The organism is Maledivibacter sp., assembly GCA_025210375.1.
GTDB lineage: Bacteria > Bacillota > Clostridia > Peptostreptococcales > Caminicellaceae > JAOASB01.
Genome location: JAOASB010000007.1, coordinates 55,640 through 73,695, shown reverse-complemented (window position 1 = coordinate 73,695; position 18,056 = coordinate 55,640). Strand labels below are relative to the sequence as shown.

Genomic DNA, 18,056 nt, shown 5'->3' with positions numbered 1-18,056 from the left:
AGATTGTGTGTATATTTATACTAATTTTGTTTTGATAGCCAAATTATTACATGCAAAGGGAAGAGTCATAATTATAACTCTTCCCTTGTAGTCCTTAGAAATATCGATAATCCCTTATTTAATGGATTATGAAAGACCATATTTCTTCATCTTTCTATAAAGGGTAGCACGTCCTATTCCCATAGCTTTTGCTATCTGTTCCTTGCTTTTATATTCAGTAAGCATTTTCTTTATTAAATCCTTCTCTATTTCATCGACTACTTTGACTTCCTTACCATTATTGCCAGCAAATTTAAAGCATTTTATATCTTCAACAGTTACTATATCATCCTTGGCTTTAGCTATAATCACATCTATAGTCTTTTCAATTTCATACACATTTTTAGGCCAAGTATATTTATACATCATACTTAAAACTTTTTTATCAAATTTGACATGGGGCTTTAGATACTTTATCTTCAACTTGTCTATTATATCATTCACTATAATCTTTATATCGCCTTTTCGATTTAATAGGGAGGGAATTGTTATAGTATTTTTAGAAATACGGAAATACAACTCTTCATCAAACGTCCCTTGTTCTACTAAGGGTGATAATACCTCACAGGTATCAAAAATCATTCGAACATCAATATTAAAGCCTTTATATGTCCTTTGTCTTAATTCCTTGGTCTTCATCACTTCAACTAAACGTCTTTGTAAATACAATGGCATTTTAGAAATGTTTTTAAAAAACAAAGTCCCCCTATGGGCCATTCTAATCTTGCCAATACCAGGATTTACATGCATATCATCACTATCATGGCCAAATATCTCTGCTTCTAACATATCATATGGTATACTATCACAGTCAACTTCTACAAAGTAATTCTTTTCTCTATCTGAAAAATTGTGTATTGCCCTTGCTAGCATCTGTTTTCTAAATCCTGGTTCACTGAAAATTAAGATGTTTTCGTCGGTAACTGCCAATTGTTTCGCATTATTTATTTGAGTAAGTAGCTTCGGATCATTTCCTTGAATATCCCCAAATGAAACATGGGTTCTATTGTCAGAGATTTCATTAAACACTTTATATGCCTTACCAAGACTTTTAAAGGTTAATAACGCCCCATAGTGATTTCCATTAAGCATGATGTTACGGCAGGATACAAATCCATAGAAGCTGTGGTTTATATGTTCGTAATAAAATGTCTTATATGAAATATTTTCACTAAACATCAAGATTTCATGCATCAATGGATGATCGATTAACTTATCTATACTATCGCCTTCGACGTTTTTATCAAATTTAAAGAAGCTTTCAAACTGATGATTGTAATGAATTATTCTTCCATTATTGTTGATAAATACTAAACCATCTTCAATGACATCTATAATAGTTTCTCGTTCTTTTTTTATGACATTTAACTTATTGTAATCATCTATATTTTTAAGTTTTGAACTTAACAAGTCGGACATACGTTCTAAAAAATCAATTGAATTTTGTAGATTTTCAAAAACAGGGCTAGTTTTATTAATGGGAACTAAAAGTGCTATAGCCCCTATTACATTTTTCTCATAAAAAATGGGAACACTTACTAATCCAGATATGATACATTCACTTATATCAGAGCAGATTTTACAATGTTTGTAGGTGGTTTTATCTTTTACAGCAACCACTTTACCAGTATGTAAAACCTCTCCCAACATAGAGTATCTAGCAATAGGTGCAGAATCATCTATATACTTAAATGTGTTGGCAATTTTATTACAGTTACTGTCGACAATCATTACATCTATGTCGAGGATTTTTGCAATTGTTTCTGCAAATTTTGAAACAATATCTTTAATTTCTGCTAGATACATCCTTCATCACCTTTTCTAACAAAAGGAGGGAAAAACCCTCCTTTATTTAAGTTTTAATTACACAAGTAGTCCACCAATATTTCTAATTGATAACACATAGTAACAGCACCTGGGTCAAGATGCCCAACCCCTTTATTTGCCTGATAAAAAGCACGTCCACGTACGGCTTCCATATCCTTTGTGCTATTCATACCATCAATAGCACCTTGCTTTAATTCCTGCAGGGCAGTACTTTCATCTCCATTACTCTTAAGAGCAGCTTTAAAACGATTAACAGCTGGGGCAAGGGAATCTATCATTGTTTTGAAACCTGGCTCTGCATTTCCACGCTTCATAATAGCACTTAGTTCTTCCTCTAAAACATCACATAGCAGCTTTATATCTAAATATTCTTTGTCGCCAATTATTTTTGAAGCACCTATATATGCACTTCCATATAAAACTCCCGATGAACCACCTACCGTAGACATAATAAGCATTCCTATTTTCTTAAACATATCCTTTAACTCCATGGCAGCAAGTTCTTCCTTATTCTCTACTAATTTTTGAAAGCCCATATTCATATTTGCCCAATGGTCTCCATCACCGGTTATTGAATCCAGCTCAGTTATATAGTCTTTATTTTGTTCTATTTTTTTAGTTACTAGCTCAATGTATTCCATATAATCCTTTGCAGTCATCTTTATATTCATTATATCACCAAACCTTCAATGCTGGTGTATCACATGGAGCATCCAGCAATTTTTTTAATTCATCATCGAGCTTTAATAATGTAATAGAGCAGCCCGCCATTTCAAGTGAAGTCATGTAATTCCCTACAAGGCTTTTATGAATACTAATATTTTTTTCAGATAGAACCTTTTCAACCTCATTATTAAGGATAAATAATTCCATCAAAGGAGTAGCCCCTAAACCATTAATCATTAATGCAACTTCACTATCGGCAAAGTCAAAATCTGCAAGTATTTTATCACATAGTATATTTGCTAATTCTTTTGCGGTCTTTATTTCAGTTCTTTCAACTCCCGGTTCACCATGTATCCCCATACCTATTTCGATTTCATTATCCCCAAGTGTAAAGCCTGCTTTCCCAACACCTGGTAGTATGCAAGGGGCCATAGCCATACCCATACTTCTAACATTTGCAATTGTCTTTTCTGCAACTCTCTTAACTTCATCTAAATCTGCACCTTCTTCGGCTTTCGCTCCAGCTATCTTATGTACGAAAACCGTACCGGCTATACCCCGCCGACCAGTTGAGTGTGTACTATCCTCTACGGCAACATCATCCTTAACTACAACTACCTCAACTCTAATGTCCTCCATCTCAGCTAATTCCTTTGCCATATCAAAATTCATAATATCGCCAGAATAATTTTTTATTATTAGAAGTACTCCATTACCGGTATCAGCTTCTTGGATACCCTTTAACACTCTATCCGGTGAGGGTGATGCAAATACGTTTCCAGCAACAGCAGCATCTAGCATCCCTTTACCAACGTATCCAGCATGGGCTGGCTCATGGCCACTACCTCCACCGGAAACAAGTCCTACTTTATTTCCTTTTTCTTTTTTAGCAACAACTTCAGTTCCTTCAAAATATACAAGCTGAGGATTTGCTTTTACGAATCCTTGCAGCATTTCACTCACTACATTATTAGGCTCATTTATTATTTTCTTCATAATCAACCACCTATCAAATATTTTTTTAAGATAATACTTTCAATCTATTGAAGAAATTGCATAACTCTGACTTGGCTAAGTTGGATAATATATATGGTATAGCTTCGTGGCTTTTAAAACTTTATATAGTATATGATTTCTATAGAGAGTAATTATGCAATTTGCTCTATTATCAATCGTATTCTAAACACATTAGCTGATTATTAATGTGAATAATTTCTTTATATAGTATTATAATTCCTGCTATTTTTACAAATTTATTCATTAAACATTTCCTAAATATGCTTTTTTAACCATATCATTACTACATAAAACCTTTGCATCGTCGGACATAGTAACCTTACCAGTCTCTAAAACATATCCTCTATGTGCTATTGACAATGCCATATTTGCATTTTGTTCTACTAACAAAACCGTTGTCCCCTGTTTATTTATGGAAACTATAAGATCAAATATTAATAATACTAAATTCGGAGCAAGCCCTAGGGATGGTTCATCTAAAAGTAGCAGCTGTGGCTCAGACATTAAAGCCCTACCTATGGCCAGCATTTGCTGCTCTCCCCCCGATAGGGTTCCTGCTAATTGTTTTTTTCTTTCAAAAAGTCGAGGAAACAACTCATAAACTCTATCATATGATTCATTTATAATTTTTTTATCCTTCCTTGTAAAAGCACCGAGCTTTAGATTTTCCTCAACTGTTAAGGCTGGAAAAACCTCTCTTCCCTCCGGTGACAAGCTTATACCTTTTTTTACAATCTGAGAAGGCAGTGTTTTCGTTATATTTTCTTCTTTAAACCAAACCTCACCAGAGGTAGCCTTCAGAAGCCCTGTTATAGTCCCTAATGTAGTGCTTTTCCCTGCACCATTACTCCCAATTAGGGTTACAATCTCTCCTTGATTTACTTCAAGGTTTACTCCCTTTAGTGCATGAATATTTCCATAATGTGTATTTAAGTTTTTGACTACAAGCATAGCTATTCACTCCTTCCGAGATATGCCTCAATAACTCGTTTATTATTTGCGATTTCCGCTGGCAATCCTTCAGCAATTTTCTTACCGTAGTCTATAACATATATCCTATCAGAAATATTCATAACCACGCTCATATCATGTTCTATCATAATAATTGTGTAGCCCTTATCCCTTAATTTTTTGATGAAATTAAGTAAATCATCGGATTCTCTTTCATTCATCCCTGCAGCTGGTTCATCTAGAAGAACTATCTTAGCATCGGTGGAAATAGCACGTGCAATTTCTAGTCTTCTTTGATCTCCATAGGGTAAATTCACAGCATAATTATGCATTTTTTCCTTAAGACCTATGGAGTCAAGTATTTCAATTGCTTTTTCATGCTTTTCAATTTCGCTATTACGAAACTTTTTGCTCCTAAAAAGTATGTCTAAAAAATTGTAATTAGTATTTATATGCATTCCAACCAAAACATTTTCAATAACTCTCATATCACTAAATAATCTTATATTCTGAAAGGTTCTTGCTATACCAGCCTTAACAATTTCCTGAGGAGTATGGTTTTGTATAGGTTTTCCATCAAATATGATTTCTCCTTCTGTCACTGTATAAACACCGGTTAACATATTGAAAAGCGTTGTTTTTCCGGCCCCATTTGGTCCAATGATACTTATGATTTCACCTTGATTAACTTCGAAGGAAACTTTATCAACTGCAACAAGTCCTCCGAAGTGCTTTGACACATTCTTTACCTCCAGGAGTGCCATATTATACCATCTCCTTTTCTATATTAACAGCATCCCTTGATTTTCTACTAAGATCATTAACGCCTTTAGGCAATCTATATTTAGTCTTTTTCTGACCTCCCAGGATACCTTGGGGACGATATCTCATCATGACAACTAAAACTGCTCCATAAACAATAAATCTATATTCCTGTAGAAATCTTAAGACTTCGGGGAAAGAAACCAATATAGCTGATCCTAAGAACATGCCATTAATAGTACCCATACCACCTAATATAACAATACTCAATATCAAAATCGATGTATCAAATGTAAAGGTATTTGGATCGATAAATCTTATCATATGTGCATAAAATGCACCGGCAAGTCCTGAGAAGAATGCAGCTATAACAAAGGCTGCGACCTTATAGACAGTGGTCTTTACACCCATCATTGTTGCAGCCATTTCATCTTCCCTTATGGCCACTAAAGCCCTACCCATCTTTGATTTTACAATGGCTAACATAACCAAAGTAGTCAATACCAAGAAAGCCAGCATTAGATAATATAGTCCATTATTGTAAAGTGTTAAATCCATGCCAAAAAGTGATGGTTTGGGAATCCTACTTATACCCAAGGGCCCATTGGTAACATTTTCCCAGTTTAAAAGCACCATTCTAACCACCTCACAAAATCCAAGGGTAGTTATAGCTAGATATGTTCCTGAAAGTCTTAATATGGGCAGTCCTAGTAATAATCCACATAGTGCCGTAACAATTGCTGCAACAGGAGCTGTAATAAAAAAACTTAGTCCATAATTAACGCTAAGTAGTGCCGATACATATGCACCTATTGCATAAAATGCAGCATGTCCAAGGGAAACCTGTCCTGTATAACCAGTAACCAATCCCAATGAAAGTGACAAAATGGTATATACTCCTATCATTATTATAATTCTTAGAATATATTGGGATGGTACAATATAGGGCATACCTAATACTATTAGTGCTATAAGGGGGTAAACTATTTTCTTATTTTTAGTAGCATAATTTCTTATTAGCTTTATCATCTGGGATAAACCATTGTCTTTAAAACTTATCTTTTTCATAGTCCTATACCTTCTTTATTCCTTTCTTGCCAAATAAGCCGGCAGGTTTTATAAGCAACACTATAATAAGAATTAAAAATGCTATAGCATCTCTATATGTTCCTCCAAGATAAGTAGCGGCAAAACTTTCTGAAATACCTACTACTAACCCACCAAATATAGATCCGTGGAGTATTCCAATGCCTCCTAGAACAGCAGCAGAAAATGCTTTAAGTCCAGCCAAGAAGCCCATGTTTGCATATACAACTTGGTAATATCCGCTTATTAGTGTCCCAGCAATAGCTGCTGAAGCACCCCCAAGGAAAAAGGTAAATGTTATAACACGGTTTACATCTATACCCATTAAATGAGCGGCTTTTTGGTTCTGCTCCACTGCTCTCATAGCAAGTCCTATCTTAGTCCCCTTAATGATAAAAGTTAATACTAAGAGTAGTACTAGAGATACCACAAATATAAATATCTGAGTTGTACTTAATGCTACTCCACCTATAGACACCGTCCCATAATCGAAGAGTTTTGGAAAAAACTTAGTTTGGGTGCCAAATGCAATCATGAGGAAATTCTGAATAATATAAGAAATACCTATTGTTGTAATCAAAGCTGCTATACCCTTTGAGTTCTTTGCACGTAATGGAGCTAATGCAAGTTTGTCAATAACTATTCCCAATAGCCCCGTTAAAATAACACTAATCATTAAGGCTGGGAAAATTCCAAATTTCATTGCAACAAATATCATTGCAATATGTGCACCAAATGCGTATACTGAACCATGTGAAAAATTGACAAGTCTTAAAATACCAAATACAAGAGAATATCCCACCGCAATCAGTGCATAGACCATTCCTAAGGTTAAACCGTTGGTTAATTGCTGTATTATCACATCTACACCCCTTCTATATTGCATATATACTTTAGGAACTGTATAATTATCGCTTTTTTAACGGGGGTGTCTCAAGGGATTATTTTTTGAGACAGCCCCCTTTTAATACTTATTTTACCTCTACAAATTTTCCATTCTCTACTTTAACATTAGTAAATACTTTTATAGCATCGCCATTCTCATCAAACTTAGTTTCTCCAGTAACACCTGGATACGTCATTTTATATAATTCTGTCATCATAGCTGCCCTATCTACTTTGTTGGCATTTTTGATAGCTGTTAGTAAAATACCCGTACTGTCATAGGCTTGGGCAGTTAAACTACTTGGTGTTGAACCATATTTTTCTTCATAAGACTTTACAAAGGAACCAACTGCCTCATCGTCACTACCATGGAAGAATATAGTAGGGAAATGGATATTTTCAGCATTTTCCTTTGCTAAATTTATAAGTTGTTGACTATATGCATTAGAGAATCCAACAAGCTCAATATCTGGATTCACCGCTTTATATTGACTTGCAAATGGAGCAAGGGTATTATACATAGCGGCAACAATAACGACCTCTGCACCCGCATCATTAAGCTTAGAAACATTTGGACTAAAATCTATTGTTCCATCAACAACCTCCTGATGATCTACAACAGTCCCACCAGCTTTTTCTACAAGCTCCTTAGTAATTGCAGCTGTATTAGTTCCCCAGTCAGTTTTAACTGAAAGAATACCTACTTTCTTTTTACCAATTGTTTTTGTAGCTAGATCAACGGCAACTCCAGACTCAACATTTATAACCGTATTGTTTCTAAAGATAAAATCTCCTTCTTTAGTATAATCTGGGTGAGATGCCGAAGGGGATATCTCAACAATTCCCGCCTCTTGATAAGTCGGGGATGCCGCCATACAGACACCGCTAGCAAAGTGTCCAACAACACCTACTATTTCTTTATCTGAAACAATTTTCTCTGCTATTGATGCAGCTTCTTCTCCACTGTTCTTATCATCAAAGAATACGACTTCAACTTTTTTATCAAGTACTCCGCCATTTGCATTCCACTGTTCAGCCATAAGTAGAACAGCATTTTTAAATCCTGTACCGTATTCTGCAAAGTCACCGGTTAACGGCCCTACAACAGCAATCTTAACAACTTCTGACTCTTTACTACTTGCTGCCTTTTGTCCACAACCCGTAAAAGCAGTCATCACCAACATAACAATAATCAAAATACTAATCGTTTTTTTCATAAAACTTCCTCCTTAAATTTTGATTTAGGTATATGAAGAAAATAAATAAGTCAGGTTACGAAGTAATTTTGAATATGCCCTACTTGTTACAGAATCTAATATTACATGTTTTACAGCCTTCAGCAATTGTATCTCCAAGTTCAAATTCATAGCCCATAGCCTCTGCAATACCTCTGTCACCATCCATAGCTATGTCACATAATAAACTAATTTTTTCTTGGTCAATACCTAGCTTTAGCCAAGCCTCCACTAATGCACAGTAGTGGAATTCTATATATAGTTCCTTTTCTTCCAATGTTTGAACATCCATTTCGAAGTTTCTCATAGTATCTTCACATATAAATACTTCTTTAAAAGCTCTTATATCCTCTGGATTCTTACAGTTTTCCTTCATTCTTGCCCCATGGATTAAGCCAGTCTTTTTAATTGCTGCTCTTGTTATTTTTTCTGCGTCACAGCCCGCTGCTTCCATTTCAAGAAACATTAAACCCATCCATGTTGCTCTGTGTTCAATTGCTGCCCTAATTTTATTGATTTTTTCATTGTCTATAAGTTTTGCTTCATTTTTGATCTCTTTCATTTCTAGATTCCCCCTAATTTTTTCAGTTATTGTTTTTATATATCCCTAAATCCTACCTGTCATCTAATTTTATATAGATTCTTTATAATTAACCTAGGTAGCCTATTTATAAAATAAATTTGCTCCTCCTTTCTCAGCCATATGTAGAATTAGGTAGGCTTTAAGCATCACTGGTTCAACATAATTTTTAATACTTCAATATCGGTTTCCCTCATTCCATCACGGCCGAGTCTTCCTACAGCGGAAATGGTATCTTCTACTGTTTCCTTTACTATTCCAGAGTCTACATCAAAGGCAATATCACTCATTGCTAAGAAATGTGCCATGATGGCAGCATCGAGACTAGATGCTATTTTGGCAGCACATGAGGCCTTTGCTCCATCACATACAATTCCTGAAACATTCGCCAAAGTATTAGTTATGGTTTTCTCTATCTGGTCTAGGCTCCCATCTTCAAGATAAGTAATTCCTGTACCACTACCACAGGCTGCACTTACAGCCCCACAGTATGCTGATAATCTACCAATACCAGTTTTTTGATGAATTGATATCAAATTGGCTAAAATTAATGCACGATACATCTTTTCTTTTTTAAACCCTTTTTCCTGTGCATAAATTATAATGGGAAGGGAGGTTGTCATACCTTGGTTACCACTTCCCGAGTTAGTAACTACTGGCATACTACAGCCACTCATTCTTGCATCTGACCCTGCTGATGTGTAAGCTCTTATTTTAGTAAATACATCATCCCCATAGAACTTCAAAAGTATCTTTCCAACCTTGGCACCGTAATCACTGTTTAGTCCTTCCATTGCTATATTGAAGTTATACTCAATCTGCCTATCTAAAAGCCCTTGTAGGTCTTCAATATCTACGGTGTTTGCAAATTCATATATATCCTTTACATTCAAAATGCTCCTATCGGATAGTGGTGCATTGAAATTATCTCGTTCACAATCTTTTTCAAATATTACTTGACCATTCTTCTCGATTTTTGAAATATTTGTGTGGGTATGAATGATTTCAACCACAGCCTCATGCTCTTCGTAAATAGCCTTTACTATAATATGGAGGTTGGCATCATTTTCAATTATTTCAACATCACATAAATCTGTGCCCATTAACTCCTTAACTTTTTCAATATCTAATGGTTTAATAGCTTCAAGTACCTGCATCTCTCTTGATGCATCACCACCTACTGCCCCTGCTAAGGCCGCAGCCTTAATCCCCTTCAGATTTCCGGTGTTAGGCACTGTTACAGACTTTGCATTCTTTATTATGTTTCCACTACACCTAACTATTAACTTCTGTGGAAAATATCCAAGCACCTCATGGGCCTTCGCGGCAGCATATGCAATTGCGATGGGTTCAGTACATCCAGTCGCGGGTAAAAGTTCTTCTTTAAGGATATCAATATACGCTTTGCATTTATCTTTATCTATACTCACCTTTCATTCCTCCATTTTGTATCATTTTGATACAATTAGTCTCCTTGGTTCTATTTGCTTTAATCCCTATATATCTTCACTAGAAAAAATATTAAGGAATTGAACTAACTAACATTGGATGATAACGTTTTCTAGCAGGCTAAAAACATTGGAATTTAAATTCCCAACATCTACTTATAAATTTCCAATGGAATAAAATTCATGTTTTGTATCATTTTCGTATACATTTTCGATTTTTGTTTCATTTTCGACACATTTGTTTCGTCGTGTATCATTATATCACATTTTGTTTTAATTTGTATAATTATTTTGAATTTTTTTATTTTTGTCACTATAAAAATTTTTTTATATAATTTGTATATTCATAAAAACAAAGCCCCATAAAGCTATTTACAGCTTCATGGGGCTTTGTTTAATAAAGCAAATTGCATAATTATCTTCTATAAAAACCATATATATAGGGTTTTATAGTATAACTTAACTTATACATGGACAAATATGCGATGTTCCTGGGCATTTTGGACTTGTATAAGTTAAAGTCTATACTAAAATCCCTATACTATAGATTTCCTAAAGTTAAACTTAATTTATACATCTCAAAATATCCGATGTTTTTAGGGATTTTTGATGTGTATAAATTAACTGTTTAACTGGAATATCTATACATGTAGTTTTAAAATTCTTAAAGCTACACCATCAAATATGCTTATATCTTAAGCAATTAAATCAAGGATGATATTCCCATATGAAATTCTCTCAATTGTTAAAGCACATCTGAAAACAAACTAATTCTTTTACGCCTCTTTTTAATTCTTTTCGTCGTTACTTCATTATCACTTCGAAATCTGACTTGCTTATTTTTTCATGGCCCTAATATCATTGGGATAAGTTATTATCTATGCTATTCATCACTTTTTTGGCCATCACTTTGTCTTTATGTAGTAACAATTGAAAATATTTTTCTTTATTATCATATTCAAATTCCACCTTGAATAATATCCTTTCCATAAGTCGTCTACATTGATGTATGACAACCTTTTGATTTTCTTTTTCTATATATTCATTTTCTAAACACCTTAATATTATAGCTAGTCCATTAATAACTTTATCCTCATCAAATCTTTTATTAATACTATCAGAAAAATCATTAATCATCTCCTTAGGTAGGTAATCATCGTCTACACTACTTTTATAAAGCATTGCCTTAGTATAACCTATAATGCACTTCTCACCCTTACACTTTAAACAATTTCCTTCCCCTAAACAAATATCATCAACACTTCCCTTTATTTCTTGGGCATAGTTATAAAGTGTTATTGCAGCTTCCTGCAATGCAGTATTATCCCCAGTTTTTTTTGTGATTAATAATGACCTAATCATGGAACAGACAATAGAACCCAATATTATTAGAGATATAATCATGTTCCAGCTTGTTAGATACTGTCGTGGAATCATGGCATAAAGCTTAGTTAGACCAAAAAACATAAATATTGATGCCGATAAGATTTTGATTGCAAATTCAGGTATTCTGTTACCTATCTTGCTTCCTACAAATATTCCCACTCCGCTAGTCAAAACCATACCCGTAACGGTCCCCATTAAGACAAAAGATGGATTGATAGCATCCACGGATAGAGTAATTGCTGCAAGTTGGGTTTTATCCCCTAATTCTCCAATAAAAAAGGCTGTGGCAACTGTAAGTATTGGCCCAAACCTATTGCTCGTCTCTTCCTCATCCTCTACTTCATTGCTCCTAAGTGTCCATAGGGCAAAACCAAGAAATGAAAATCCAGCTATTATCTGAATAGTCTCTAAGGGCACTATACTAGATAAGTAGGCACCTAAAATAACAGCTAGTCCATGATTAAGCAAAGATCCCGTAAACACTCCTAACAATACTTCCTTTACTCCAAATTGTGTAGCAAAGGCCAAGGCTAAAATCTGAGTTTTATCTCCCATCTCAGCCACGAAGATTATAAATAGGGATTTTAGAATTTCTGTCATAAAGTTCTTCCTCCTTTTTACATAAAAATAAAGGAGTGAAACCTATAGCTTAGCAAAGTTATTTAAAACAAATGAGGAAATTACATAATACATTTAAGTAATTTCTCAGATAACTTTACTAAGCTAAAAGTCTCACTCCATTAGATTCTCTAAAGTGAATAAAGCCAGGTTTTTTCACCAGTATGTTGACTTTATTCGTGCATACACAGAGATTCAAGTAAAACTATTAATTTATTCACATTAAAAACTCCCACAGCATCGAGTATTTTGATATATATAAATTAAGTTTTGCTATATGAACTCTATATATTTACACAGTTACTCCCTTTTAGCTTATCAATATATAATATATCATATCCATTTAACAATCACAATATTTTTTATAGTTTCTTGTTCAAATTAACAACATTATAATATATCTACTTCTCCTATTCTAACTATTTTTCCTTCTTTTAAAATTACTATTTTATCAGCAATAGCCTTCGAATCTTCCTTGTCATGTGTAACAAAAATCGATGTTATGCTTGCCTGCTTAATTATTTTTTTAAGCTCTCTTCTAATTTTTATTTGCAAATCTGCATCTAGGTTGCTAAAGGGTTCATCCAAAAGCAGTATAGAAGGTTTAGGTGCTAAAGCTCTTGCTAATGCCACCCTTTGCTGTTGACCTCCACTTAATTCATAGGGGTATCTTTTTTCAAATCCTTTTAAATTTACTAAGCCTAAAACTTCATCTGATCTATTGTCTTTCTCTTTTTTATTCATACCTTTAAGTCCAAATTGTATATTTTGCTTAACGGTCATATGAGGGAATAACGCATAATCCTGAAAAACCATACCTACACCTCTTTTCTCAGGAGGAATAAATTCTTTATCATCTATTATAACCCTACCATTTATTTTAATTGTACCACTGCTTGGAACTTCAAGTCCTGATATCAACCTTAGGACAGTACTCTTCCCACTTCCACTTTCACCTAAAATAGAGACTACTTCTCCTTTTTCTATATTCACGGTAAAATCCTTTAAGGTTTTTTCCTTAGCATTTTTATATTTGAAATTTAATTCTTTTATCTCAACATACATTAGGATGCCTCCTTATCCGAAGCCTTATTAAATATATATATAGAAATAATACTTACAATTATAATAAGAAGTGAAGAAACTGAAGCTTCATGAATCATTTCATCATTAGCATATTCGAAGGATTTAGTTGCTAATGTATTGAAGTTAAAGGGTCTTAAAATCAAAGTCAAAGGAAGTTCCTTTAATATATCTACAAAAACTAAAATAAATCCACTTAATATAGCAGGCTTTATCATCTTAAAATCAACCTTTAAAAAAGTTTCTGTCATACCCATCCCCAGCGTTCTAGATGCCTCTGAAAATTTCCTTCCAACCTTTTCAAATCCTGATTCTATTGAATTAAATCCTATGGCTAGAAATCTTATAATATAGGCAAAAATAAGCATTGTAATACTTGTACTCAATACAAGCTTCCCCGATCCCTTATCCATTAGCCTATATAGCCAAAAAAATTTATTATCCAAGGCTATAAAAAATACTATGACAGCTATTGCTATTACTGCACCGGGTATAGAATAGCCAACGGTAGTACTTCTAGAGTAAATTTTAGAAAGGAAGTTATCGTTCATTCTACAATAATTGGCAATTATAGTTCCTATTATAGTAATTAGAATAGCAGATAATAATGCTACAGAAATTGAACTAAATGTAAAACTCCAAAACTCTATATCTAGTATCTTCTTATATGTCATTATACTCCAATCAGTTAGTTGTAATGTGGGAATTAAGAATCCTAAACTAAAAACTGTAAAACAAAATAGAAATGCCAATATTCCCTTTGTTCCTTCTAGTTTTTTTCTCACAATCGGTCTAAATTTTGTATTAGTAAAGCTATATTTTTTTCTTCCTCTCATCAGTTTTTCTATTATCAAAATTGTAAAAACCATAGATAATAGAATAGCTGATAATCTAATAGCAGAATCTACATCTCCCATTCCAAACCATGTTTTAAATATGGCTGTACTAAAGGTAGTAATTCCGAAATATTTTACAACTCCATAATCATTTAATACTTCTAGTATTACCAAACTAACTCCACCGATAATAGCAGATCTAGATATGGGCAATACAACATGTAAGAATATCTCAAGTTGACTTCTTCCTAGGAGTCTAGCATTCTCTATTAACGCAGCAGACTGTTTTTCTAAAAAAGATTTTGTAATAATATATACATATGGAAATAGGAGCATTGTAAATATAAATATACTGCCTTCCATAGACATAATATCAAAATATTTTTGACTTAGCTTAATACCGAACTCATTTCTCAGCGTTGTTTGTATAACTCCAGTATAATCTAATATCCCATTATATGTGTAAGCAGCTATATATGGTGGTATTGCTAAAGGTAATACTAGACCCCATCTTAAAAATCTTCTTCCAGGAAAATCATAGGCTGAAATTATCCATGACAAACCCGTCCCAATAATAGTAGTAAATATTCCTGTAAAAACAACTAATATAATGGAATTTATCACATAATCCTTTAAAAGATAAGTTTTTATATGAGCCCAATTTTCATTAGGCTTATTCAGTAAATTTAACAGTATATTTATATTGGGTAATATAATCAAGCATATAAATATGAAACTTAAAATAGACCAAATATTTATACTATGCTTTATATATTTCGTCCTGATCAACTTTTACACCTCATTCACTTCAAAAAGTTTGAAGGCACTGCTAAATAGCAGCCACCTAAGGCTGCTATTTATAAACTATTTCCAACCAATTTCATTAAATATTTCAACTGCTCTTTTATTGAATTCACCTAGTTTAGATAAGTTAATATCTTGTGTCTTAAACTCTCCCCAAGACTTGAGTAATTCAGATGGCTCAACTTTTGTATTTACGGGATATTCATAATTAGCCTCTGCAAATTGCTTTTGAGCTTTTTCACTTGATAAGAATTCCATTAGTCTAAGTGCATTTTCACTATTCTTAGCATGCCTTGTAAGTCCTATACCACTTACATTTATATGTGTTCCAGTAGTGTCTTGATTTGGGAAAAATACTCCTACCTTTTCAGCTACCTTCACTTCCTCAGCGTCCGATGAATTAAGCATTTTTCCTATATAATATGTGTTCATTATTGCTAAATCACCTTCACCTGCAACAACAGCTTTTGCTTGCGCTCTATCGTTACCCTCTGGATCTCTAGCCATGTTCTCAACTAATCCCTTTGCCCATTCTTTAGCCTTTTCTTCTCCATCTATAGCTATTAAGGATGCCAAAAGCGATTGATTGTATATATTAGATGATGCTCTTACTAATATTTTTCCTTTCCACTTGTTACTTGTTAGATCCTCATAGGTTGAAAGCTCAGATGGGTCAACTCTATCCTTTGAATATACTATAACTCTTCCCCTTACAGTAAGTCCGAACCACTGATTATCTTCATCTCTTAAATTCTCAGGTATATTATTTAATAAAGTTTCATTTCCTACAGACTGCAATAGTTCTTTTTCTTTTGCTCTAAATAGTCTACCTGCATCGGCGGCTATTAAAAGGTCTGCCTCAGTATCTGCAGCTTCTCTTGCCAGTCTTTCAATCAACTCATCTGATTTACCCTTTACTACATTCACTTTTATACCAGTTTCCTCTGTAAACATTTTATATAACTCTTCATCAGTATCGTAATGTCTATCAGTATAAAGATTTACAATTTGAGCTTTGGCCTCTGCTTGATTTTCCTTTACTTCTTGTATTTTCTCTTGAGTATCTTGAGATGTCTGACATCCTGCAAGAATCACCAAAGATAAAACCAACATTAAACTTAAAGAAATTTTCATTAACTTGCTTTTCATATTATGCAGCCTCCTTAGATGATATTTGTTATCGAATTAAATCACCGGCAAATTGATAACGACTTTCACTATCGTCAGTATAGTTGATAACGTTTATCACGTCAATAGAAATTACCAATTACCAAATATTACCGCATAAAATCATAATAAAAGCGTAACAAAGAATATATCTTGTTACGCTTTTACTTACTTATTAAAGCAATAGTATAGAATGCCCTTTTCTTCTGTTCTTTTTGCCCTACCTATAGCAACCAAATGCTCTAAATGGGACATGGCTTCTCCCGATGCAAACCATTTTTGGGGATTAGGGAAGTCCTCCCAGCAGTCATATCTTAGATCCCAATGCATATCCGCCGCAATATCTCTAACTGTCTTTTTATCATCTTTAATAATTTCTATAATCTCATCGAGACGTTTTTCATGATGCTCAAGAAGCTCGTCAATTCTCTTTTTATGGTCTTCAACAATACTTCTATGGGCTGAAAAAAGGTGGTCTATATCATACTCATATACTTTTCTTAAGCTGTCAAAATATACGGATAATATATCACCATATTGAAAGCCCCAAAATGCAATATTGGGAGTTATTTTATTTAAAATATGGTCACCACAGAAAAATATTTTATGTTTTTTCTCATAACGCCCAATATGTCCTGGAGTATGGCCTGGTATATCAATTATCTCAAAGGAATATTCTCCAATATGTATTGTATCTCCTTCTTCTAAGGGAGTAAATTCAATGGGTTCTTTAGGACAGTACCTATAACCGGGATGATCATCAAAGGTCATATTGTCCTTCATAAGACCAAACATTTCTCCATATGCCTTAAATTTTTCCCAATATTCTACCTCAGTCATCCTATTAATCATACCACCGTCTATCTTTCCAGCATATATTTTAACACCTTCTTTATTTAAGGCGGCCGCAAGACCAGAGTGGTCTGAATGTAAATGTGTAACAAGGAGATCGGTTTTATTTAAATCAATGTCCAGTTCCTTAATCCCATTAAATAAAGCTTCTCTACATTCGTCTCTATTAAACCCCGTATCAATAATCAAATTTCTATCCTCCGACAATATTATATAACTATTAATAGCCCTTAGAGGATTGTTTGGAAGGGGTATTTCATTACTATAAATGTTATGATAAATTTTTTTAATCATTTTCTCCCCCAAATCATTATTTAACCGCTGCTACAACAGACATTTCAACTAAAATTTCTTCCCTAGCCATTTTTGCTTCAACACAGGCTCTAGCTGGTTCAAATCCATTTTCAACCCAAGCATCCCAAACTTCATTCATATCTTGAAATAAGGACATATCTTTTATATAAATTGTTGTTGAAAGAATATGTCTTTTGTCAGATCCATATTTATCAAGTAAATCTTCAATTTTTTTAAGGACAACCTTAGTTTGTTCCTTGATATCCTTATCCTTCTCCCCACAGGTCTGCCCACATAAATAAATTGTTCCATTGTGTACTACTGCACGGCTCATTCTCCCTGTACCTTCAAATCTCTTTATTTCCATAATATACTAACCTCTTTTCAATTTATTGGTTTTTGCAACCACATCAATTATATTAAATCTAAATAAATATTTCAAATAATTGAAGATAATAAATAAAGAGTGGGTATAATATAAAAAAATTGAAGTCAATCACCTGTATCTATTTATAGGCAC

At 33.6% G+C, this 18,056-nt stretch carries 16 protein-coding genes; all 16 read right to left on the bottom strand.

Features of this window, described 5'->3' with window-relative positions:
• Window positions 1-126 precede the first annotated feature (126 nt).
• The 16 genes from N4A68_02570 to N4A68_02495 all read right to left on the bottom strand — a co-directional run bounded on the left by N4A68_02570 (window position 127) and on the right by N4A68_02495 (window position 17,903).
• The gene (locus N4A68_02570) at window positions 127-1,845 is read right to left on the bottom strand and encodes a sigma 54-interacting transcriptional regulator (GenBank protein ID MCT4563201.1); all 1,719 of its coding nucleotides are present in this window, start codon (window positions 1,843-1,845) and stop codon (window positions 127-129) included.
• Window positions 1,846-1,898: 53 nt separating this feature from the next.
• The gene (dhaL, locus tag N4A68_02565) at window positions 1,899-2,537 is read right to left on the bottom strand and encodes a dihydroxyacetone kinase subunit DhaL (protein MCT4563200.1); all 639 of its coding nucleotides are present in this window, start codon (window positions 2,535-2,537) and stop codon (window positions 1,899-1,901) included.
• A 4-nt stretch (window positions 2,538-2,541) separates the two neighbouring features.
• The gene (gene dhaK, locus N4A68_02560) at window positions 2,542-3,528 is read right to left on the bottom strand and encodes a dihydroxyacetone kinase subunit DhaK (GenBank protein ID MCT4563199.1); all 987 of its coding nucleotides are present in this window, start codon (window positions 3,526-3,528) and stop codon (window positions 2,542-2,544) included.
• 264 nt (window positions 3,529-3,792) lie between these two features.
• Window positions 3,793-4,500 (bottom strand): ABC transporter ATP-binding protein, encoded by a 708-nt coding sequence (locus N4A68_02555; GenBank protein ID MCT4563198.1) that lies wholly within the window; start codon window positions 4,498-4,500, stop codon window positions 3,793-3,795.
• 2 nt (window positions 4,501-4,502) lie between these two features.
• Window positions 4,503-5,264, bottom strand: coding sequence for an ABC transporter ATP-binding protein (locus tag N4A68_02550; GenBank protein MCT4563197.1), 762 nt, complete (start codon window positions 5,262-5,264; stop codon window positions 4,503-4,505).
• A 1-nt stretch (window position 5,265) separates the two neighbouring features.
• Complete coding sequence (locus N4A68_02545) at window positions 5,266-6,330, bottom strand: branched-chain amino acid ABC transporter permease (GenBank protein ID MCT4563196.1); 1,065 nt, start codon at window positions 6,328-6,330, stop codon at window positions 5,266-5,268.
• A gap of 4 nt (window positions 6,331-6,334) precedes the next feature.
• Window positions 6,335-7,210: a branched-chain amino acid ABC transporter permease gene (locus N4A68_02540; protein ID MCT4563195.1), complete on the bottom strand. Its 876-nt coding sequence runs from the start codon at window positions 7,208-7,210 to the stop codon at window positions 6,335-6,337.
• A gap of 109 nt (window positions 7,211-7,319) precedes the next feature.
• Window positions 7,320-8,450 (bottom strand): ABC transporter substrate-binding protein, encoded by a 1,131-nt coding sequence (locus tag N4A68_02535; protein ID MCT4563194.1) that lies wholly within the window; start codon window positions 8,448-8,450, stop codon window positions 7,320-7,322.
• 79 nt (window positions 8,451-8,529) lie between these two features.
• The gene (locus N4A68_02530; GenBank protein MCT4563193.1) at window positions 8,530-9,030 is read right to left on the bottom strand and encodes an L-2-amino-thiazoline-4-carboxylic acid hydrolase; all 501 of its coding nucleotides are present in this window, start codon (window positions 9,028-9,030) and stop codon (window positions 8,530-8,532) included.
• 167 nt (window positions 9,031-9,197) lie between these two features.
• Window positions 9,198-10,478, bottom strand: a complete 1,281-nt coding sequence (locus N4A68_02525; protein ID MCT4563192.1) for an L-serine ammonia-lyase, iron-sulfur-dependent, subunit alpha — start codon at window positions 10,476-10,478, stop codon at window positions 9,198-9,200.
• A gap of 876 nt (window positions 10,479-11,354) precedes the next feature.
• Window positions 11,355-12,482, bottom strand: a complete 1,128-nt coding sequence (locus tag N4A68_02520) for a TMEM165/GDT1 family protein (GenBank protein ID MCT4563191.1) — start codon at window positions 12,480-12,482, stop codon at window positions 11,355-11,357.
• A 408-nt stretch (window positions 12,483-12,890) separates the two neighbouring features.
• Window positions 12,891-13,565, bottom strand: a complete 675-nt coding sequence (locus tag N4A68_02515; protein ID MCT4563190.1) for an ABC transporter ATP-binding protein — start codon at window positions 13,563-13,565, stop codon at window positions 12,891-12,893.
• A complete protein-coding gene (locus N4A68_02510) occupies window positions 13,565-15,208 on the bottom strand; it encodes an iron ABC transporter permease (GenBank protein ID MCT4563189.1) in 1,644 nt (547 codons plus the stop codon). Before N4A68_02510 ends, N4A68_02515 begins: the two co-directional genes overlap by 1 nt.
• Before the next feature lie 75 nt (window positions 15,209-15,283).
• Window positions 15,284-16,372, bottom strand: coding sequence for a Fe(3+) ABC transporter substrate-binding protein (locus N4A68_02505; protein ID MCT4563188.1), 1,089 nt, complete (start codon window positions 16,370-16,372; stop codon window positions 15,284-15,286).
• Between the two features lie 186 nt (window positions 16,373-16,558).
• Window positions 16,559-17,536, bottom strand: a complete 978-nt coding sequence (locus N4A68_02500; GenBank protein MCT4563187.1) for an MBL fold metallo-hydrolase — start codon at window positions 17,534-17,536, stop codon at window positions 16,559-16,561.
• Window positions 17,537-17,552: 16 nt separating this feature from the next.
• Complete coding sequence (locus N4A68_02495) at window positions 17,553-17,903, bottom strand: RidA family protein (protein MCT4563186.1); 351 nt, start codon at window positions 17,901-17,903, stop codon at window positions 17,553-17,555.
• Between the last annotated feature and the right edge of the window lie 153 nt (window positions 17,904-18,056).